Source organism: Schaedlerella arabinosiphila (assembly GCF_003885045.1).
GTDB lineage: Bacteria > Bacillota > Clostridia > Lachnospirales > Lachnospiraceae > Schaedlerella > Schaedlerella arabinosiphila.
In genome coordinates, this window is record NZ_RHJS01000002.1 from 1,255,758 (window position 1) to 1,276,599 (window position 20,842).

The following is a 20,842-nucleotide window of genomic DNA, read 5'->3' on the forward strand; positions in this document are numbered from 1 at the left end:
CGTCAGACGACGCCGGACGAACCGGACAAGCTCGCGTTGATTCCCTCTTTAAAACTGTCAGATGTGGAATCGGAACCGGAGTACCTGCCGATGAAGCAGTTTCAGGAAAAGGAAATGACACTGTGGATACATGAGCTGCCGACGAGAGGGATCGTGTATGTGACGCTTTATTTTCCGCTTCCGTTACTGGAGAAAGAAGAACTTTCAAAAGTATCTTTTCTGTGCGGACTTCTGGGTGAACTTAGGACGGCAGGAATGAGTTCCGAGCAGTTAAAACTAAACACAAAGACCGATCTGGGGCGGTTGAATTTTTCCATGCAGTATTATCAGGATCAGGAGTGCAGGGAGAGATGCAAGGCGTACTTCCAGGTAGATTTCAGTGTGTTGAAGGAGAAGCTGGGGAAAATACCAGAATATGCAGCAGAAATATTGTTGGGTACGCAGTTTGATGAAAAAGAGCGTGTCAGGGAGATTTTGATCCAGGCTATTGAAGGTATGCGTCAGAATATTCTGGGGGCAGGACACCATGCCGCTATGCGTCGCGCAGGAGCACATATTTCAGCGTCAGGGGCGGCTGCGGAGTACAGCGGAGGAATGACCTGTTATCAGTGGATGAGGGGAATTTCTGGAAATTATGAAAAAGAATATGAGCATCTTGTGGAAGACTGGAGACTGTTATGCCGGAGAATATTTACGTGTAACGGCCTGATTATCAGTATGACCGGCGGGGACGACAGTGAATTTGCGAGAAGGCTTTGGAACGTATTTCCTAAAGGGGAGAAAAAACCGGCATACGCCGTATATGAACCGGAGAGCCTTGACAGGGAAGGAATTGAGATTCCATCGGAGGTAGCGTATGCCGTATGCAGTGCCGGCATGACGGAAGATACGGTATACGGCAGGATGAAGGTGCTTGCGAGATATCTGACTTTAAACTATTTGTGGAACCGTATACGGGTGCAGGGCGGTGCATATGGTACAGGGCTGCAGGTCAGCGACAGCGGAATGGTTTCTTTTTACTCCTACCGCGATCCAGATGCAGCCGGAAGCCTGCGCGTGTACCGGGAGGCGCCGGAGGTTATGAGGAAAATTCCTGGCGGGCAGCAGAATATCACGGGTGTCATATTAGGGACACTGGCGGAGGATGCACCGCTTCGCTCGTCAAGAGAGCAGGGGGCATTTGCCGACCGTCAGCAGATGTTAGGAGTATCTTACGAGCAACGGTGCAGACGGAGGAATGAGATCTTATCGATGACACCGGAGAAGCTGGCAGGGATGGCGGAAAGCCTTGAGGATATGCTGAATCATGAGAATATATGTGTGGTTGGCGGCGCTATGCAGATTGAAAAATGTGGAATCACGCAGATAGAAAAGCTTTAGATGGGAGAAAATGATATGGAAAACAGAAAGTTGATGAAATTATATGATTTCCGCAGTTTTAAACTGCCGGAAAAGCTGCTGGAAATCACCGTGGATACAGAGAGGCTGGATAAGGCTGTTGCAGAGGCGGCAGGAAGGTTTTTGACAATCGAGATGACAGACGGAGGAATAAAGGAAGGGGACTTTGTGGTTGTGGAAACAGCGCCGGCTGATGAGGGAGATAACGGCGCTGATTACCGTGACCGGGCAGAGATTGTACCCGGACATATACAGGTTAATGTCGGAAAAGGGTTCTATGATTTTAAGTGGGAACAGTCTTTGGTCGGGAAAAAGACAGGGGAACAGGTGATGCTCCCTAAACGGGGAAAGAATCAGCCGGGAACCATCATGCAGGTAAAGCGCAGAGTCTATCCGGAGCTAACGGATGATATCATAAAGCAGCTGTCTATAGAAGGTATTAACACGATACCGGAATACAGGGCATATCTGAAGCAGGAGATGATCTCAGAGGAAAAGATGCGTAAATCCGGAGGTGTGAATGCATGGGTTTTAAAGGAACTGACAAGATCCAGTGTTTTTGGGGATTTGAATGAAGAAATTACGGCTTTCAAGGAAGAGTTTAAAGAGGAAGTCAGGGAACGGGCGGAAAGATTCCAGATGTCCTATGAAGAGATGAAGAAGCAATATATAGAGATGGGAGCTACAGAAGAAGTGTTGAAGGAATGCTTTACTTATGAGATTTACCAGAAGACAGCCTATGCAGATTATCTGAACGGGCGTATTCAGGAATAATATGAAGATAAGTACAGGGTGGTGTATGAATGAAAAGAGTAGAAGATAACAATCGTCTGCAGATGATGTCCAGTGATGAGAAGGGAATCGAGACCGAAAATAAGGAACAATCCTGGAAACCATTTTTTCATCTGCTGCGTTCAGTGAAACTTCCATGGGCACTGATCATTGTGTGTACTTTGGTCAATCTGCTGCAGAGCCAGTTGGGGCTTTTGTTCCCGCAGTATACGGAGAAAATATACGCCGGTGATTTCAGCAGAGAAATCGCGGGGACGGCAGTGGCAGTAGTCTTAGGAAAAGCCTTATGTATGGCTGTGTATCAATATGTGGGGAGATATACTTCGCATCTGAATCAGATGCGTTTCCAGAATTATATATGGAGAAAGCTTTCAAGGCTTCCCTTATCGTATTTTGAGAAGCATGAACCAAGAGACCTGATCAGTCGGAACACAGAAGATACCTTGACGGTCGGTGAATTTCTGTCTTATGGTATTTCCCGTATTCTGAGCACAGTATATGGTTTTGCGGGGGCCTTTATCTTGATTTTTGGATATGACTGGCGTCTTGCGGCGTCTATGGCAGTGTGTTTGCCGCTGTGTTATATAGTCGGTGTGATCGCTGGACGGTATTACTTTAAGATGAACAATCGGCTGCAGGGAAAACTGGCGGATATGACGAGATATTTTTCGGCTGTTCTTCCTTATATTACGCTTGTTAAGCTGTTCGGCCAGGAAAACCGTGAAGAAAAAAACGGTGAGGACTGGATTGAGCGTTATTATAAAACAAGTTTTTGTAATACGCTGGTTTCCACAGCGGTTTCCTTTGCGACTACGATGACAACTGTTCTGCAGACGCTGGTGATCATACTGATGGGTGTATGGTTGGTACGAGACGGTTCTATTGATATTGGAGACTGGATTGCTTTTTATATGTATGCGAATATGCTGAATAACAGTTTCACGATTATTATGAATATCTGGGGAGAACTGAAGCGGAATCAAGGTTGTTGTGCAAGGATTGCCGCCGTGACCGGTATCCCTGCCGAGGAAAATCCTGGAACCCTTGGTGCCGGCGAGATAAGCGGAGATATGGAATTTAGAAATATAACATTTGCCTATCATGAGAAAAAGGTACTGGATAATGTAAGCTTTACCGTACCTTACGGAAAAATGACTGCTGTGGTGGGTCCTTCGGGAGCCGGTAAATCGACGATTCTTCATCTGGCAGAACGTTTGTATACGCCGGATGAGGGACAGATTCTCTGGGGGCAGAAGGCGGCAGGGGAATATGAACTGCACAGCTGGCGCCGTGCGATTGGCTATATCCCGCAGGATGCTCAGCTGTTTGCCGGGACTATACGGGAAAATATCATGCAGGGAGTGACTGGAGATATTGGTGAGGAACAGGTGCGAAGGGCAGCCATGCAGGCGGATGCGCTTGAGTTTATCGAAAGTTTTGAGAAGGGTTTTGATACTGAGGTAGGCGAGAACGGGACGAAACTTTCCGGAGGGCAGAGACAGCGTATTGCGATTGCCAGAGCGCTTCTGATGAACGCACGTATACTTATCCTTGATGAGGCAACGTCAAATCTGGATGCAGAGGCGGAATATGCTATTGGACAGACCCTGAAGGAACTGAGGAAAGACCATACAATACTGATGGTTGCACATCGTATGGATAGGGTTAAAGATGCAGATCAGATTATTGTCATGGAACACACCCGTATCCAGGGAAGCGGAACACATGAAGAACTGATGCAGTCGAATGAGCTGTACCGGCAGATGGTAGATCTTCAGGCAGAGAGGATTGCAGTTTAGGAGGTGAAAAGAATGGGACAGAATAAAAAACAAAAACAAGAATGGAAACCGTTTTTTCATCTGCTGAAGGAGGCAAAGCTACCCTGGGGATGGTATGTTTTTAATATCGCTGCATCGCTTGTCTGTTCTACAGTAATGGTGAAGATGCCCCAGGTTGCCGGTAAGATCATGGCAGGGGAGATATTTGATTCGGGATTGGTGGCCTTATATATTGCAGTGACGATAGGGGGCGCCTTTGCAAGTCTTCCGATTTCGGTTCTGGATTCCTGGATATCTCTGCGGGCAGACCGGAATCTGCGCAAAATCGTGTGGAAAAGGATTATCCATCTGCCTATGAAAGAAGTTGACGCCATGCCGCCGACTTCTCTGGTCAGCCGTGTGACTTCAGACACATCGACAATCAGCTATACGCTCAGCTATATATTTTCCATGTTCAATAACGTATATAGCCTGGTACTGATGCTGATCACGATCGCAGGTATGAACATGAAGATATTTCTGATGATGGGACTTCTGGTTCCATGTATAATGCTTGCCAACATCCCGTCTCACTTTATGTACCATGCGCGGGATGAACAGCAGAATGCCGCAGCTTCTTATACGAATTTTCTGGCCGAGCGTCTCAGTGCGCTGCGGCAGATTAAAGTATGTGCGTCAGAAGAAAAAGAAGATATAAGGAATGATGAGGCGGCGAAGGCTTGTTTCAGAGCCAGAATCAAACTGGCAAAGCTAGATTTTATCTCTCAGCCGCTGATATACGGGATGGACGCCGTGGTGCAGGCAGTGGTATTGATCTATGGAGGATATCTGCTGAATGCAGGTGAGATCAACAGTGAAGTAATGGTTTCCCTGTTCATGTATGCTGCTATGCTTCCGACATATTGTTATCAGTTTGTCTTCTGCTGGCAGAATATCAAACAGTCCCAGGGCGCCGCGAGAACGGCGGGGAAGCTTGTGCAGACAGAGCCGGAGAAGATGCAGCGGAAGCAGTCTTTTGCCATTCCGGATGCAGATTTGCGCCTGGAGGATGTCTGTTTTGCCTATGAAGATAAAAAACAGGTGCTTGACCATGTCAGTATGGAGATACCTAGAGGAAAAGTGACAGCCATTGCAGGACCATCCGGGTCGGGAAAGACAACAGTGTTAAAGCTTCTGGAACGGCTGTATCAGCCGGATTCCGGGCGGATTATGTTTGGCGGCAGGGAAGCGGAGGACATTCATCTGGATGAATGGCGTGCGTCATTTGGGATGGTCCCGCAGAACAGCCCGTTACTGTTCGGGACTGTCCGGGATAATATTACATACGGCATAGAAGGGAACGTATCAGAGAAAGAAATGGATAGGGCTTTAGAGGCCGCTAATGTGAGAGAAATTATTGAGCGCATGCAGGATGGAATGGAGTCAGATATAGGAGATGTGGGAAGCAGGTTGTCTGGCGGGGAAAGGCAGAGGATCGCGCTTGCACGGATGATACTCAAAGATCCGGAGTATCTCCTGTTAGATGAGGCAACTTCAAGCCTGGATGCCCATAATGAGAGCAGGATTATGAAGGCGTTGGGAATTCTGATGAGAGGCCGGACCAGCGTGGTGGTGGCGCATAATCTGCGTACTATAAAACATGCAGACCACATTATATTCATGGAAAAAGGAAGGGTTGTCAGTACAGGAACTCATGACAGCCTGTACAGGAACAATGAAAAATACAGGCGTTATGTGGATCTGCAGAGAGTATAACAGATATGGATGAATAAGATCTGAAGACAGAACAATTACAAGCGTATTGTTGTATGAAGAAGTTTAGGAGGAGAAGGAAAATGGTGAAAGATCAGCATGTTGTATATAAGACAAACGGTAAAGTGTGCGCTGGAGAGATTCATTTTGATGTAGTAAACGGAGTCTGCCACAATGTTGTGTTCGTTGGAGGATGCCGGGGGAATACTCAGGGAGTGGCGGCATTAGCGGAGGGACTGCGTATAGAAGACGTGGAAAAACGCCTGAAAGGAATTGAATGCCATGGTGCAGATTCCTGTCCAAATGAACTTTCGAAGGCTGTCAGGCAGCTTATGGAACAGGGAATGTGATAAGAAAACAGTAATAGAAAACTGCCGCAGGGAGATGCTCCCGCGGCAGTTTTCTTGACAGTATGCAGTTGAAAATGTTATGCTTTTACAAAAAGTGAGGGAGGGGCAGGTTACAATGAAGAGAATTCCGATCCGTGTTCTTCTGGTAGATGATGAACCCCTGGTCCTGGAACAATTGAGGCAAAGATTTTTGAATTGGCAGGGATTTGAGGTGGCAGGAGCTGTCAGGAGTATGGAAGAGGCAGTTACCTTTTTACAGACAGAAGAGGTTCAGCTTGCGTTTTTGGATATCCAGATGAAAGGAAAGAATGGGTTTGCCCTGGCTTCCTATATCCGGAAGTATTTTCCGCAGATATTGATGGTATTCCTGACTGGACATGCAGGTTTCGCATTAGAGGGTTATGATTATGAACCGGTGGATTTCCTTGTTAAACCGATTATTAATGAGCGGTTTGCCCAGACTCTAAAACGGGTGGAGAGAAAGCTTGCAGGAATCAGTGATGAGACCCGAAAACTGCGTATTGGATTCTATACGGATAAGGGATACTGTCTGTATGATGTGGAGAATATTCTGTATCTGGAAAAGGAAGAGCGGAAGGTAAGCATTGTTGATAAGAGCGGGGAAGGGGTGCGGTCGGGGAATTCTATGCAGGAGATGGAGGAGATCCTGACGGATTATGGCTTTTTCCGATGTCATCAATCCTATCTTGTCCCACTGTCAGAGATTTTGGGAATTGAACAGGAACGTTTCGGCAGGGCGTACCGCCTTAGCCTCAGAGGAACAGATAAGAAGATTCCTCTAAGCCGGAGACGATATTATGAACTTAAGGAGATTCTTCAAAGACAGGGGACAAGAATTTATTAGTGGAAGGAAGGTGATGAAGATGACAGTACGTTTACAGAGGATTTGGCGAAGGGAAGACAGCAATGGATGAGGTTGTAAAATTAGCAGGCAGAATGGTACCGGCATGTGTATACATGGCAGGCCTGGCAGTTATGTCTGGCAGTATTAGTTTGTGTCTGGCAGGTATACGGTTTGGAAGGAAGCGTTCGGTATCCTGCGGGAAGATGGGTATGGCTGGTTATTTTTATTCTGGCTGGTAAGGTTGGGAAACAGATTTGGAGGCCGATATGGGTTTACTCAGCAGTTTTTGCATTGGCTTTTGGTGGAGCGTGCATTGTTTTTTTCATGCGGCTGTCGCTGTTGCCGGAGGAGTCTGAGATACTATTTCCAGCTGATAAAAAACAACAACGAAAAATCAGGGTACATGTATGGGTTGGAACCACGATATGGCTGTTATACCTGGCATGGCTGTTGTTTTTGGTGATTTGTATTGAGCATTTTGATATAAGGGAACAGATTTTGATTTTCTTTTTCTCGCTGACAGGAGTGGCTGAGATCATTTATTTTGAAAATCTGTCTGTAAAGAGTGCTTATGAGCGGATAGAGACTCTCATTGATAAGGAATATCAGGCGGAGATGTTGAATTATATGCAGATTATACGATCCCAACGACACGATTTTAATTTTCATATGCAGGCTGTTGCGGGTATGATTGAGAATGGACGCTATGAAGAATGCAGTCGGTATGTGCAGACAATGGTGGAAAATGTAGGCAGGCTTAATGATCTGCTGCCGCTCAGTAATCCTGCGGTTTCTGCTTTGATCAATACCTTTACGGAGCTTGCGGCTTCCAGAGGAATCCGCCTGGAGGTACAGATTCTGGATGATTTGAGCCGGGCTGTATGTACAACGTATGAGATGAATACGATCATTGGAAATCTGTTGCAGAATGCGGTAGACGAGACAGAGAACAAAGAGGCTGATCTGCAGTTTATCAGGTTACTGGTAATGCATCGGAGCAGATACCATATTATAAAAGTGTCAAATCCCTGTGAAAAATCGGATAAGGAGTTTCAGAAGATATTCACGCCTGGTTATACAACCAAGCAGCTGCATGAAGGTATCGGTCTTACAAGCGTGAAGAAGATAACAGCCCGCTATGGCGGAACAGTGTATTCAGAGCATGAACCGGGAATTATCCATTTTATTGCGAAGCTGCCTTATGGAAGCAGTTAGGAATTGTTTCGGGGATTCTTGGTATTTCAGACGGGAGGGGCAATCCGTTGCAGGTTCGGAAGTATCTGAAAGATGTGGCGGGAGTGTTGGAGTAATTCGTTAAGAAAAACAGGATACTGTTAGCTTTTTCTTGATATACATGGCATAAAATTATCTGGCAGGCAGATTGGGGAGGAGAGGTTCCATGCATAAAGATACGAAATGGGCAAAGCAGATTATTGCCATGCAGGAGGAAGACGGAAAGTGGGGATCCTTCCATACGCTTTCAGTTTCTTCCGGGAGGCCGATTACAACAGAACAGGCACTCAGGCGGCTGGAACGTTTAGGGGCAGAATACATGACTGGCGGCGGTGATGACTTCTACAGAAAGGTAGGTTATGAAGAAGGTATACACTGGCTCCATTGGAAAAAGCAGAGAATGATTTGAAGGGATGACAAAAATATGAAGATTGAAAAGTAAATAATAACCGGGAATGGTATCATGCACATAAAGTGGAAAGTGAAGCGGTATACACACAGTTTGAGAATCTTCGCTTTTTTACCCCAAGTGAAAAAGGGAAAGCTTAATAAATGCAGTAAATTTACAAGTTATGCTATGAATGGACATAATTGGCTAATGGAGGTGTGTTAATGAAATACGAAATAGCAAAAAAAGAGAACATTGAACAAATTTATCAATTGGTACAGAACACGATTAACGCTATTTATCCTTTATATTATCCTCAAGGAGTAGTTGAATTTTTCCGTGGGCTTCATTCAAAGGAAAGCATTGCTGCAGATATAGAAAATGTACCGGATGACGGATCCGGCCCATTCCGCATATACGGACAAGGAAGCTTTTATAAAACGGAATTCTGCCATTTATGAGGGAATAGAGATTGAAAATGTCCGGGTCGAGGTACTGGAAAATGACAGAAATAATAGCAGGGAACAGGATAACGTAGCTTACGGGATGTCCTTTGACACCCTTGCCGGCAATCTCCGGTTTGAAAACGAAATGCAATTTATAGATACGGAGGATGGATATAAAATCATTTGGCATGACAGCCTGATCTTCCCGGAACTGGCCTCCGAAGACAAGGTGCGTATCGAATCGAGTCCGGCAGAGCGGGGGAAAATATTGGATCGGAATGAACGGATGCTTGCCGGGCCTGGAACCGCCTCATCAGTGGGACTCGTACCTGGAAGGTTGGAGGATCGGGAAAATGCCTTACATCAGTTATCCAGGCTGTTGGATATGGATTCGGAAACAATCCGGAACTGTCTGGACGCAGCCTGGGTGACGGAGGATTCCTTCGTTCCGCTCAAAACGGTTCCGAAGGTCAGTGAGCTTGATCTGATGGCGCTGGAGCCGGAGGAAGATGTGCTTGCGGAGAAAGCACGGCAAGATGTACTGCTTGCCATCCCGGGTGTCATGATCAGCGACGTGGAGGTGCGGACATATCCATTCGGTGCTGCAGCCGGGCATCTGACCGGATATGTAAGAAATGTGACCGCCGAGGATCTGGAGGAGCATGCGGGGGAGGGTTACAACGAAAACAGCGTGATCGGCAAAAGCGGCCTGGAAGCACTGTTTGAAAAGGAATTGAAGGGGCAGGACGGATGCAGCATTTATATAGAAAGGGAGGATGGCAGCAAAAAGTCTGTACTGGCGAATCTTCCGGTGCAAAACGGGCAGGACGTCCGGCTGACTATCGACATGCAGCTCCAGGAAGCTTTATATCAGCAGTTCCAGGAAGATCCAGGCTGCTCCGTTGCGATGGATCCCTGCTCGGGAGAGGTACTGGCACTGGTCAGTACACCCTCCTTTGACAGCAATGAATTTATCCTGGGCCTGTCTGATGCCCGGTGGAATGCCCTCAATGAGGATGAACGAAAACCGTTGCTGAACCGTTTCCGGCAAATCTGGTGTCCCGGGTCTACGTTAAAGCCGGTCATTGCGTCCATCGGTTTGAAAACAGGTGCGGTCGATTGGCAGGAGGACTTTGGAAATGAGGGGCTGAGCTGGCAGAAGGACGCTTCCTGGGGAGACTATTATATAACGACGCTTTATGCGTATGAGCCTGTGACCATGGAAAATGCTCTGATCTATTCGGATAATATTTACTTTGCAAAAGCGGCGCTGGAGATTGGTGCAGATGTATTGGAACGAGAGCTGAACATCATGGGGTTTGGGGAGCAGATTCCCTTCGAGATTGTGATGCCCCCATCACAGTATTCCAATACGGAGCATATCGAATCGGAGATTCAGCTTGCGGACAGCGGCTATGGCCAGGGGCAGATCCTGATCAACCCACTGCATATGGCCGGCTTGTATACAGCGTTCTGTAATGGGGGAAATGCATTGACGCCGCGGCTGGTATATGAAGATGAAGCTGACATGGACGCGGGCAGCAATACCGGCGCTGAAATCTGGCTTCCGCAGATTTTTTCGGTGGAAACTGCAGCGCAGGTTCTGGAAGGCATGAAAAAGGTGGTGAACAACCCGGAAGGAACCGGCTATGCGGCACATCGTGAGGACATCGTGCTGGCCGGAAAAACCGGGACGGCAGAGATCAAGGCATCTGTGGAGGACACTGAAGGGACAGAGATCGGCTGGTTCGCCGTATTTACCGCAGAAAAGGACGCGGAGGATTCACTGCTGATCGTGAGTATGGTGGAGAATGTAAAAGAAATCGGCGGCAGCGGGTATGTAGTCAGTAAAGACATGAACGCGCTGGATGCATATTGGGGGAGCGGACAGTAGGTGGTTTACTGTCCGTTCTAAAACTTCCGCATAAATGGGGTGGCTTGTTATGCTTTGAAATATGATAAAATTTTATCCCAATACGCTTCTAAGGTTTTCGGATCGGAATTGAAGATTTCGTGCTTACTCCCCTTTACCCGGATAAGCTTTGCATCTATACGTTTCCTTCTGCATAATTTTTTCACAAACCGTTCCTGTTCCTTTTTAGAAACATAGGTCTCGTTTTCTGCCTGAAAAATCCTTGTGGGGCAGGAAATCCGACGCCATGCTTTCTTTTGAAGATTACGGTTTAACCGGTGCGCCTGCCAAAGCCATCCATAGGAGGCTGCGTTCATCTGAAATAACGGCTCCTTGCTGCGTTTTTCCTGATAATACAGGAATCTGCATTGAGAAGCGGACGCACTGTCGGCATATTGCTCCGTTCCATCATAAGGGTGGTTTCCCGGCAGATAGCGTTCTTCCCCGCCGGCCATACAGAACACCTTTGCAACGAGGCATGCCAATGGCCAGGGGGTCGGAGCAGTGTTTGGGCGTATCATTGGTGAAGAGAGGATAAGCCTGGAATAGAGCCGGGGGTCCTGCGCGGCTGCACATGCGGCGATTCCGCCGCCCATAGAGTGGCCGTACAGGCATATGGGAAGGCCGGGAAATTCCTGTGCCGCAATGCGGCTTACGAAGAGCAGGTCCTCTACATATCTTTTATAGTCATCAATATGTACCAGAGAAAAATCTTCAGTATTACTGCATAATCTGTAGCTGCGGCCGTGTCCGCAGTGTTCCGGCATGAAGACATGATACCCGCCGCGGAGAAAGTAATAGATATTTTCCAGATGCTTATCGGTTGTCTCCGTATAGCCGTGGGACAGGATGACAATCCCCTGCGGATGGTCTGCAAGGCAGCGCAGGTAAAAAATCTTTTTTCCCTTTTCCCGCTCACAGTAATTTTCAGTTTTCCTCTCTGCAAGATAGGGCAGAACCATCGACTCCATCCTTTCCGCATATTTTTCTGCCGGTATGATCAGATTATGAATTGTTCTTTTATCCATTTTATGAATCTCCTTTGTAACCATTTGCACAGTTACCGTATATCCTGGTTGATTTTGTTTTCATCATAAAACAGGAATACAATTCCACCTAAAAAGCAGAAGCATGCGGCTGAAAATGCTGCAATACGGTATCCAGTCCCCGATGCATTCCCAATTGTAGAAACCGCTGTAAACAGGAGCATAGAGAGGCTCTGGCCCAGCTTAAAGGCAAAAGTCCTTGCGGCATAGAACATGCCTTCCCGGTTGCTGCCGCTGCGCTTCGCATCGCTCTGGGCAATGTCGGCGACTACTGCCTGCGGAAGGATTCCAAAGACCGCCATGGGCAACGAAGCCGCAATCATAAGGAGCAGGCCCTGCGCATTGGCGGAAATAAACGAGATCCTTCCAAGGAATCCGGTATAAAGATAGGATAACGAAAAGATTACAAATGCCACAACTATCAGTTTTTTCTTGCCAAGCTTCGGCGCCAGCTTATTGATTGGGATATAAAATATCAGTGACAATGCCGTCATGCCTACAAAATAGAGCGTGGTCATTGTTTCCGGAAGCTTCAGCAGGCTGGTGACGAAAAACGGAAGGCCTGTCTGGAACATGGTAATGGCAATCCAGTACAGGATGTCTGAACCTACGAATTTCCGGAATTCTCCGTTGCGGAATGTGGAAACAAGAGAAGAAAACGCAGTATCCTGTGAAGGGACGGTATTGACATATTCTTTTTCGCGTATGGACCAGACCGGTATCTGCATACAGAAAAATGCGATGACAGCCATAATTGTGAATGTTGTGCGGATAGCACCTACACGGCCAAATACCGGGATCAGGGCTCCCCAGATGACCGGCGCCAGATAGGCGACTGCGGTTCCTGCAATAAAAGTAAAAGAAATTACAGTGGAAATATTTAAGCGTTCCTGCTGGTTGTGCCCCAACTCCGGAATCAGGGCATTATACGGTGTACAGTAAGCTGTAATTGACAGATAATATACCAGTACCATTACGAACAGGAAAATGGCATTGGCCCAACTGTTCCTGTTGACCGGGGACCAGAATATCAGTATGGTAGACAGAGAAAGAGGCAGGGCCGCCCATTTCAAAAATGGGATTCGCCGGCCATTTTCAGAGGTACAGCGGTCTGAAAGCGATGCGATCAACGGATCTGTGAATGCGTCAAAAAGCCGTCCGAAGGCAGTAATGCCCCCGATTACCGTAAAGATTCCGAGAATAACCAACCCCTGGGGAATAAACAGCGGCTGTCCCTGTGCCACAGACACCTCATCCGGCTGATAAAAGTATACCAGCCAATTAGAAATCAGACCAGACAGTAAAGACCATCCAAACTGTCCGGCTGCGAAAAGCCATATTTTACCTGTAGATAGTGATTTCATATGTATCCTCCTTGTTCCCTCTATGTTATCATTCTTTTGCTGCCAAGCCCTTAAGGAGCAGATTGCCCGCAATCTCTACCTGCAATGCCAGGCCGACCCGCTCGTCAGATGAAAGGATGTGCCCATTTAAGGACAGCTTCTGCATCAGACTTATCAGCGTATGTGTCACGGAAAAATATATTTCATCTGCTGTATATGAAAAGGCCAGGCTTCCGTCCCTGAGACCCTTTTCCAGAGCATTTGTCATATAAGGCTTCAGATTCAGAATGTATTCTTCATATTCGCCCAGCCGTTCTTTTGAAATGTGATATCTTTGGACAAAGATATCAAACTCCTGGAGAAATTTCAGAAATAGAAGTTCCTCCTGGAAAATCTCTGAAAAGATATGGAAAATACATTCCATCTGTTGGAGTCCGCTTAGTTTCTGATATGCGATTTGGGACAGGGACTCCAGATATTTCCCTGCAACCTTCTGCCAGTATGCAATCCCTGCCGAGATCGCAAGCTGGGCTTTGGTTTCAAAATAACGGTAGATTGTAGCTGGTCCGACACCGGCGGCTTTCGCAATCTCCTCCACTGATGTGTCTTCAATCCCTTTTTCACAGAACAGCTTTAGAGCAGTGTGAAGTATCTGCTGCGTGCGCCGCTCCATCTGCTGTTTCCGAATCATAGATTCTCCCATAAAGAATCTCTCCTGTCTGTCTGGATTTTATGATAGTTATACTATCACTTTTTTTGATTAATGTCAATGAAAGTTGCTTTTTCTATACCTGCATGATAACATTTATATCAAATCAGCAGAAAACATCCTGAAAAGAGGAACGAGAGATGAATGAACAGATATATGGTTATATCAGCAGTATCGTAACTGGTCTTGTTACAAATGGGATACAGGGGATATTTGACTATATTACAAAAGAAAACCTGCAGGACAGGATTACAAATGTGATTGAGACTGCACAGGAGATATATGAAAAGGAGTATCAATGCAGTAATAGCAGTCTATTTATATGGCAGAAAAACATTGAGTTTTATACGCAGTGGTTGATGGAAGGTTTCCTTCCAAGAAAGGATGTATTTCCCCCTGTCCAGTATGGTGAAAAGGCGGACAGTATCGTTACGCCGGAAGAAGTGGATTTTATTTACCGCCATATGGATAGGCTGGTAAAGAATGATCCGGAACTACGAAGTCTCCATGCCTCTATCGTGTGTGATGATATATACCGGATGTTGGAGGGAAAAGAAAAGTCAGAATGTAACCAGGATTACTATGGTTATGTCAAAAGCTACGGAAGTGTATTGTTTCTGCATAAGGCAGAAGACAAAAGGGCTATTACTTTGAAGGATACATATGTCAGGCCGGATTATGATATTGCACCCCGCAGTTCCATGAGATTATGGGAAAGTCGGCCAGATATTGAGAAGCTTCTGGCTGAGTTTCCGGCGGATAGGAAAAACCGTGTTATGGTGATGGAAGGTGATGCTGGTGTAGGAAAAAGCAGCTTGATTTCACATCTTGCTTTCGGCAATGAGAAGGCCATGCAAGAATCCGAAAACGGCATATTTGACGGATGCGCAATGTTTTGTGTCCGTTTGAGGAATCTGACTATGAGCAAAAAGTTTATAGAAGCACCGGTTAAGGGCATTTTGGGAGAGCTGGGATTTGAGACATATGAAGTGTTTGCAGAAAAGGCAGGGAAATCGGTCTTATTTCTGGATGGATTTGATGAATTATGCATGATTGACGGAATGACGGACTTTGCGGAGCAGATTTTGAGTGAAATCATCAGAGGATTCTCGGAAAGCCATATTATCATAACAACGAGGCCCAAATTTATTGATGTATTAAAACTGAAAGAGGAGGGAATCGGCACCGGCATCGCCTATGTATTGTTAAAGCATTTCAATGCGGGAAAGCGGGAGGAATGGATTGAAAAATACCGGAAGGTGTGTGACCGGGAAGAATTTCCGCGGCTTGATCGGATCCTTGGGATTGAGGACGATTCTTCGGATGGAATCTGTGATACCCCGTTGGCTCTATATATGCTTGCGGCAGGGAAGATTACGGATGAGGCATGGGATAATCCATGGGTCTTATACCATCAGATATTTTCTGTGGAGCTGAGCAACACGGAGTATAACAAGCTGTTTTCAAGGGATTCCTATACACATATGATTAGCAGGTATAAGGATGTTTTGTATCGGGTTGGCGCTGAGATTGCTTATAAAATGTATGCGACCGGGAATAAGAAGCTGTATGTAACACAGGATGATATCGGGGAAATCATACGCGGCCTGCAGCTGGAATCAAAACAGACAGGGCAGATTGTAAGACGGTGTTATGCGCTTTGTAATTATTGGAAAAATGATGGTAAAAGAGGCGTTGCTGAATTTTATCACAATAATATAAGAGATTTCTTCCTGTGTGAAAAGATATTTTATGAGCTTGAAACCATTTATCAGTCTTTTGATGAAGAATGCATGAGGGATGAGCAGAAGCGTAGTACGGTCATTGAAGCATTTATCTGTGCTTTCAGCCGTCTGTTTGCTGATTCAGATGTCAGTGATAAGGTATCTGAGTTTATCTATTACAGATCTTTGTATAAGATGTTATCTAACGAGGAAGAAGAATTTATCCGGCAGGAATTAAAGTACCAGTTTTTAGGTTATTTTTTTGAGAAGATGTTCTTCCATGGTGCGGTTCATGATTACCGGTATGATGGGAAACGCAGCCTGTTTCAGGAAAATATAAATGTATTAAGGTGCATAGTGCAGATATACAGACATATTTATGAACCATATGCCGTCAGGGGAAAGAAACGGTTGGAATGGTTTTTTAATGCAGGTTCAGAAATGAATGATATGGAGGGGCTGCCGTTTTTGTTCAAGCCTGTTTTTATCAGGACGCCTGTAACAATAACGTCAGATTACAGTATTCCGGTTGCAGGATATGCCAATTTTAATTTGTTTGATATGAAAAAGGCAGATTTACGGTATGGGATGTTTAATCATTCAAAGTTTTTGAGCTGTGATTTCTCGGATACGATTCTTGCAAGTACAGATTTCTCAAATGCGATGCTGGTAAACTGTAATTTTGAGAATGCGGATTTTAGGTTTTCAAGTCTGGCAGGAGCAAACATTAAGGGTAGTAAGTTTGACAACTGTATTCTCTCTGGAACAACTCTTCCAGATGGATTTTGTTCTAATGTAAATGAGGAACAGATGGAACATTTAAAGAAATTGTTGCAGGCTGCGGATGAAGGATCGGCTTCGATGGACGGCGGAGTGAAAGAGTGAGTCAGATTTTAAAACGAGTTTAACAGGAGGTTGGAGATTTGAGTGAGCTAGGATTTACAAAGAGGGACTGGATAGACGCCTTGCCCGACCCGGAACTAATCCAATCCTTATTAAACCTTAAAGGAAAAGCTGCCATCTGATAATACGATAGAAGGAAGCACCAACTTTGGTAGATTTATTGAGAATTTTTCAACAGATGATGAATACGGGGAGTGAAGTCAGGCGAGATGGATTGTAAGTTCTGCTCTAAAGGCTTTTGAGGTAAAGTCAATATGCATGCAAGACTGCAATATATGAAAAACTCAGAGGTGGAATTAGGTACTTTATCAGTGGATGAATGTGCAACAATTCCACTTCTGTTTTTTGTCAAAATATATTTACTTTTAGTTGGATACTAGATGAAAAAGTTACTTCATTCAATCTTTGTTAGTGAATTTATTTCTGTCATCACATCAAACATAAAATAATTACTCCAGCGTTTTTAGTAATAAGAAGAAGTTTCTCCCCGGTTGACTTTTTGCGAAAAAGTGGAATACAGTTCGATTGATAGGGAATCCCCTTTTTATTATAATGAAGAAAAGAGGTAATACAATAGAGGATAAGGAGAACAATAACAGTATGGACAGACTAAATTTATCGGACAATATTATCCGGCTAAGGCGCGAGCGGAGGATTACCCAGGAGGAGCTTGCAGACTTCCTCGGAGTAAGTAAGGCGGCAGTATCCAAGTGGGAAAATGCCCAAAGCACACCGGATCTTATGCTTCTGCTCGAACTTTCTGCCTATTTTGGCACAACGATAGACGAGCTGATCGGGTACAAAGCCCAGCTCTCCAAAGAGCAGATCCGCCGCTTCTATGCGGAGCTTGTAAAGGATTTTGCCAGGTTTCCTTTTCATGAGGCCATTGAAAAGACCCGCACTCTGGCCCACAGGTACTATTCCTGCCATGCCTTTTTGCTGCAGCTTACTGTATTGTACCTGAATCATTACATGCTGGCAGAGTCAGAAGAGGAACAAAAACAGCTTTTGGAGGAGGCGGCTTCATGGTGCGACCATATTCTGGAAAGCTGCAGCGATGTAAGCATATGCAGTGATGCTTTGGTTTTGAAGGCTGGCATCAGCTTATGGCTTGGGAAAGCGGCTGAAACGATAACTATGCTGGAGCCTTCTTCTGACCCCGCCCGTCTTGCAGGGCAGGACGGAGCCATACTGGTCCAGGCATATCAGATGGCGGGGGAACATGAGAAGGCAAGAGGTTATATCCAGGCAAGGGAATGGCTGGATATTCTGAACCTGGTCAGTGATGCCGCGATATCCCTGGCTTTATATCAGGATGACATAGAGCGGTGCAAAAAGACAGTATGCAGGATCAGAAATGTAATGGAAGCCTACCTGCTGGAGAAGCTCCATCCCAATCTTGCTGCACAGTTCCATTATCAGGCGGCAGTCATGTATGCAGCGGTCGGGGAGGAGGAAGAAGCGCTGAAGGCCCTCTTCCTTTTTGAGAAATGTGTTGACGGGCTCTTACGGGCAGAGAGGGTTGTACTCCACGGAGATGAATATTTTGACCGTTTAGACGCATGGATTGAAGCCCTTCCATTGGGAGAAATGGCTCCAAGAAGCAGGAAATTCGTTTTTCAGAATCTGCAGGAAGCATTCAGCCACCCGGCTTTTGAGGCTCTGAAAGAGAATGCTGATTTCCAGAAAATACTGCAGCATTTTGCAAAAACTGACACATAGAAGATTGGCAGATGCGAAGCAGCTACAGAGACTGCTCTCATAAAACAGGAGGAAAACAATGCTTATTATCAATCATTTGACGAAACACTATAAGGGCGGCAGCAAGGGCGTCACGGATCTGAGCCTTCATGTGATGCCGGGTGATATCTGCGCATTCATCGGGCATAATGGAGCCGGGAAGACAACAACGCTGAAATGCATTGCCGGGATCCATGGATATGATGCGGGAGAGATTCGGATCGGAGGAATCAGCCTTCATGATGATCCGCTTGTGTGCAAACAGATGACGGCATATATTCCGGATAATCCGGATCTGTATGAGTATCTGACAGGCATCCAGTATCTGAACTTTATTGCCGATATTTTCAAGGTTCCGGCAGAAGAGAGGAAGGAACGGATCAAAAGGTACGGGGATGAATTTGAAATAACGGAATCCTTTGGGGATCTGATTTCTTCTTATTCCCATGGTATGAAACAGAAGCTTGCTATTATATCTGCGCTGCTGCATGAACCAAGGCTGTTGGTTTTGGACGAGCCTTTTGTGGGGCTTGACCCGAAAGCTTCCGTTATTCTGAAAGAGAGGATGAGGAAACTTTGCGCCGGTGGGGGCGCCATATTCTTTTCCACCCACGTGCTGGAGGTGGCTGAGAAGCTTTGTAACAAGGTAGCGATGATCAAGGAGGGACGCCTGATTGCCGAAGGCACCATGGAGGAGGTTGTAAAGCAGGGCAATACGCTGGAGTCCATTTTTATGGAGGTGGTAAATAATGCTGGCGCAGATTAGGATTATGGCCAGGCTGGAGCTATGTAATCTCCTTGGCATAAATATTTTACGGTTCACGAAAGATAAGCGTAAAAAGAAGAGGGCCGTAATGCTTTCTGTCCTCTGGATACTCCTGATTATTATGCTGCTATTTTATGTGGGCGGCCTTTCCTGGGGACTGGTGGAGATTGGAGCAGGAGAAGATGTTCCGGCTTATGTCATCGCCATATCCAGCATGCTCATTTTTGTATTTGGAATCTTAAAGGCGGGAAGCATCATTTTCCGGAGACAGGGATATGATATGGTAGTATCCCTGCCTGTAAGGAAAGGCGCAGTAGTGCTTGGACGGTTTTTGCGCATGTATACGGAAAATCTGCTGATGGCTGCCCTGGTACTGCTTCCGGGGATTGCAGTGTATGCATGGCAGATGAGGCCGGATGTGTCATTCTATCTGTGTGCGTTTCTTGGGATATGGTCAGTGCCGTTACTGCCAATGACAGTGGCGATCCTTATTGGGGCTCTGGTTACGGGAATTTCTTCCAGGATGCGGCATAAAAGCCTGGTAGCGTCAACGCTTACGATAGTATTTGTTTTTGCCATTATGTATGGTTCTTCGCGTCTTACGTCAGTGGAAGGGATGGAAAGTCTGGAGATTATGGAGGAACTGTCCGGAATGATTTCGGCTATGCTTGAGAGATTCTATCCTCCGGCTGTGCTGCTTGGGACGGCGATTGTAAATGGGGAAATCAGCCGGTGCCTGATGTATACAGGTTTATTTCTGTCTGTATTTGCCGCGGCGGCGGCGGCCGTATCCGCCTGTTTTCAGTCCATCTGCCGGAATCTGTATACAACGGCGGCAAGGCATGATTATCAGATGGGAGATTTGAAAGCAGACTCGGCGTTGGTTTCCCTGTGCAGGAAGGAATTCCGACGGTATTTCTCATCGAGTATTTATGTATCCAATACGATCATCGGACCGCTTATGGGCTGTGTCATATCGGGGGCGCTTCTTTTTACAGGCCCGGCGAGGGTGAAAGAGCTCCTGCCGGTTCCGGTTGATCTGGCAGTAATCGCACCGTTTCTGCTGGCAGGCACTTTTTGTATGATGACAACTGCAGCCACATCTGTTTCCATGGAAGGGAAGGAGTGGTGGCTTGCCAAAAGCCTGCCGCTGCCGGCACGGACAGTCCTGGACGCAAAGCTTTTGATGAATCTGATCCTGATTCTGCCTTTTTACCTTGTGTCGGAGGTTTTCCTGATCCTTGCATTAAAGCCGGGATTACAGGATAGCTTCTGGATGATGGTGATTCCGGCGGTGATCCTGCTGTTTGCCTGTGTATACGGGATTACCGTTAATCTGCATTTCCCGGTTCTGGATTGGGAGAATGAGGTAAGCGTGGTCAAACAGAGCGCTTCAGCCGTACTTGGCGGCATGGGCGGGGCTGTCCTTGCAATCCTTGGCGGCGCGGGCGCCTGTCTGGTTCCGGAAGGATATTCCGGGGGATATCGGGCTGTTCTGTGTGTGCTGCTTCTGGGGATAACATGTCTGATGTATCGAAAGAATAACCGCATAGATTTGCGGGAACTTTGAGCAGAACAGGACTGATATCTGACATCATGCAATATTGAATATGGGAGCTGTGATGAAAAAGGGCATAGGGTGAAAAGCCTGATAAAAAACAGTGTGGTATGATTTGAGCATCAAATAAAGGAGGTGC

The 20,842-nt window shown here is 46.2% G+C and carries 17 protein-coding genes and 1 pseudogene; 15 read left to right on the plus strand and 3 right to left on the minus strand.

The window, feature by feature from the left end:
* Nucleotides 1–12: 12 nt before the first annotated feature.
* From EBB54_RS32460 to EBB54_RS06275, 11 genes and pseudogenes are all read left to right on the plus strand, one after another.
* Nucleotides 13–606: pseudogene (locus tag EBB54_RS32460) on the plus strand (hypothetical protein); the annotation flags it as partial.
* Between the two features lie 111 nt (nt 607–717).
* The gene (locus EBB54_RS32465) at nt 718–1,380 is read left to right on the plus strand and encodes an insulinase family protein (protein ID WP_408640792.1); all 663 of its coding nucleotides are present in this window, start codon (nt 718–720) and stop codon (nt 1,378–1,380) included.
* A gap of 15 nt (nt 1,381–1,395) precedes the next feature.
* Nucleotides 1,396–2,172: a trigger factor gene (locus EBB54_RS06235; protein WP_125126783.1), complete on the plus strand. Its 777-nt coding sequence runs from the start codon at nt 1,396–1,398 to the stop codon at nt 2,170–2,172.
* Nucleotides 2,173–2,201: 29 nt separating this feature from the next.
* Nucleotides 2,202–3,989: an ABC transporter ATP-binding protein gene (locus EBB54_RS06240; protein WP_125126784.1), complete on the plus strand. Its 1,788-nt coding sequence runs from the start codon at nt 2,202–2,204 to the stop codon at nt 3,987–3,989.
* 12 nt (nt 3,990–4,001) lie between these two features.
* Nucleotides 4,002–5,723, plus strand: coding sequence for an ABC transporter ATP-binding protein (locus EBB54_RS06245; protein ID WP_125126785.1), 1,722 nt, complete (start codon nt 4,002–4,004; stop codon nt 5,721–5,723).
* A gap of 80 nt (nt 5,724–5,803) precedes the next feature.
* Nucleotides 5,804–6,070: a TIGR03905 family TSCPD domain-containing protein gene (locus tag EBB54_RS06250; RefSeq protein ID WP_125126786.1), complete on the plus strand. Its 267-nt coding sequence runs from the start codon at nt 5,804–5,806 to the stop codon at nt 6,068–6,070.
* A 115-nt stretch (nt 6,071–6,185) separates the two neighbouring features.
* Entirely contained in the window at nt 6,186–6,935 is a 750-nt protein-coding gene (locus EBB54_RS06255; protein ID WP_162307101.1) for a LytR/AlgR family response regulator transcription factor, read from the plus strand.
* A 525-nt stretch (nt 6,936–7,460) separates the two neighbouring features.
* Complete coding sequence (locus tag EBB54_RS06260) at nt 7,461–8,150, plus strand: sensor histidine kinase (RefSeq protein ID WP_162307102.1); 690 nt, start codon at nt 7,461–7,463, stop codon at nt 8,148–8,150.
* Nucleotides 8,151–8,334: 184 nt separating this feature from the next.
* Nucleotides 8,335–8,577: a hypothetical protein gene (locus EBB54_RS06265; protein WP_125126789.1), complete on the plus strand. Its 243-nt coding sequence runs from the start codon at nt 8,335–8,337 to the stop codon at nt 8,575–8,577.
* 203 nt (nt 8,578–8,780) lie between these two features.
* Entirely contained in the window at nt 8,781–9,017 is a 237-nt protein-coding gene (locus EBB54_RS06270; RefSeq protein ID WP_125126790.1) for a hypothetical protein, read from the plus strand.
* Nucleotides 8,938–10,896: a penicillin-binding transpeptidase domain-containing protein gene (locus tag EBB54_RS06275; RefSeq protein ID WP_243127559.1), complete on the plus strand. Its 1,959-nt coding sequence runs from the start codon at nt 8,938–8,940 to the stop codon at nt 10,894–10,896. The genes EBB54_RS06270 and EBB54_RS06275 overlap by 80 nt, the downstream gene beginning before the upstream one ends.
* A 47-nt stretch (nt 10,897–10,943) precedes the next feature.
* Here EBB54_RS06275 and EBB54_RS06280 read toward each other — a convergent pair whose 3' ends face one another.
* The 3 genes from EBB54_RS06280 to EBB54_RS06290 are packed head-to-tail and all read right to left on the minus strand — an operon-like array spanning nt 10,944 to nt 14,006.
* Nucleotides 10,944–11,942, minus strand: a complete 999-nt coding sequence (locus tag EBB54_RS06280; RefSeq protein WP_125126791.1) for an alpha/beta fold hydrolase — start codon at nt 11,940–11,942, stop codon at nt 10,944–10,946.
* Between the two features lie 32 nt (nt 11,943–11,974).
* Entirely contained in the window at nt 11,975–13,324 is a 1,350-nt protein-coding gene (locus tag EBB54_RS06285; RefSeq protein ID WP_125126792.1) for an MFS transporter, read from the minus strand.
* A gap of 28 nt (nt 13,325–13,352) precedes the next feature.
* Nucleotides 13,353–14,006, minus strand: coding sequence for a TetR/AcrR family transcriptional regulator (locus EBB54_RS06290; protein WP_004068832.1), 654 nt, complete (start codon nt 14,004–14,006; stop codon nt 13,353–13,355).
* Nucleotides 14,007–14,152: 146 nt separating this feature from the next.
* Between EBB54_RS06290 and EBB54_RS06295 the strand changes: the two genes are divergently transcribed.
* The 4 genes from EBB54_RS06295 to EBB54_RS06310 all read left to right on the plus strand — a co-directional run bounded on the left by EBB54_RS06295 (nt 14,153) and on the right by EBB54_RS06310 (nt 20,715).
* Nucleotides 14,153–16,621, plus strand: a complete 2,469-nt coding sequence (locus tag EBB54_RS06295) for an NACHT domain-containing protein (RefSeq protein ID WP_125126793.1) — start codon at nt 14,153–14,155, stop codon at nt 16,619–16,621.
* Between the two features lie 618 nt (nt 16,622–17,239).
* A complete protein-coding gene (locus EBB54_RS06300) occupies nt 17,240–18,361 on the plus strand; it encodes a helix-turn-helix domain-containing protein (protein ID WP_125126794.1) in 1,122 nt (373 codons plus the stop codon).
* Between the two features lie 58 nt (nt 18,362–18,419).
* Complete coding sequence (locus EBB54_RS06305; protein ID WP_125126795.1) at nt 18,420–19,145, plus strand: ABC transporter ATP-binding protein; 726 nt, start codon at nt 18,420–18,422, stop codon at nt 19,143–19,145.
* A complete protein-coding gene (locus EBB54_RS06310; protein WP_125126796.1) occupies nt 19,129–20,715 on the plus strand; it encodes a hypothetical protein in 1,587 nt (528 codons plus the stop codon). Before EBB54_RS06305 ends, EBB54_RS06310 begins: the two co-directional genes overlap by 17 nt.
* The last annotated feature ends 127 nt before the right edge of the window (nt 20,716–20,842 follow it).

Bases quoted from the DNA above. Each gene is read 5' to 3' on its own strand.
- EBB54_RS06255 (WP_162307101.1), top strand. From the start codon at position 6,186: ATGAAGAGAATTCCGATCCGTGTTCTTCTGGTAGATGATGAACCCCTG.
- EBB54_RS06310 (WP_125126796.1), top strand. From the start codon at position 19,129: ATGCTGGCGCAGATTAGGATTATGGCCAGGCTGGAGCTATGTAATCTC.
- EBB54_RS06280 (WP_125126791.1), bottom strand. From the start codon at position 11,942: ATGGATAAAAGAACAATTCATAATCTGATCATACCGGCAGAAAAATAT.
- EBB54_RS06295 (WP_125126793.1), top strand. From the start codon at position 14,153: ATGAATGAACAGATATATGGTTATATCAGCAGTATCGTAACTGGTCTT.
- EBB54_RS06285 (WP_125126792.1), bottom strand. From the start codon at position 13,324: ATGAAATCACTATCTACAGGTAAAATATGGCTTTTCGCAGCCGGACAG.
- EBB54_RS06275 (WP_243127559.1), top strand. From the start codon at position 8,938: ATGTACCGGATGACGGATCCGGCCCATTCCGCATATACGGACAAGGAA.
- EBB54_RS06240 (WP_125126784.1), top strand. From the start codon at position 2,202: ATGAAAAGAGTAGAAGATAACAATCGTCTGCAGATGATGTCCAGTGAT.
- EBB54_RS32465 (WP_408640792.1), top strand. From the start codon at position 718: ATGACCGGCGGGGACGACAGTGAATTTGCGAGAAGGCTTTGGAACGTA.
- EBB54_RS06300 (WP_125126794.1), top strand. From the start codon at position 17,240: ATGGACAGACTAAATTTATCGGACAATATTATCCGGCTAAGGCGCGAG.
- EBB54_RS06305 (WP_125126795.1), top strand. From the start codon at position 18,420: ATGCTTATTATCAATCATTTGACGAAACACTATAAGGGCGGCAGCAAG.
- EBB54_RS06270 (WP_125126790.1), top strand. From the start codon at position 8,781: ATGAAATACGAAATAGCAAAAAAAGAGAACATTGAACAAATTTATCAA.
- EBB54_RS06235 (WP_125126783.1), top strand. From the start codon at position 1,396: ATGGAAAACAGAAAGTTGATGAAATTATATGATTTCCGCAGTTTTAAA.
- EBB54_RS06250 (WP_125126786.1), top strand. From the start codon at position 5,804: ATGGTGAAAGATCAGCATGTTGTATATAAGACAAACGGTAAAGTGTGC.
- EBB54_RS06265 (WP_125126789.1), top strand. From the start codon at position 8,335: ATGCATAAAGATACGAAATGGGCAAAGCAGATTATTGCCATGCAGGAG.
- EBB54_RS06245 (WP_125126785.1), top strand. From the start codon at position 4,002: ATGGGACAGAATAAAAAACAAAAACAAGAATGGAAACCGTTTTTTCAT.
- EBB54_RS06290 (WP_004068832.1), bottom strand. From the start codon at position 14,006: ATGGGAGAATCTATGATTCGGAAACAGCAGATGGAGCGGCGCACGCAG.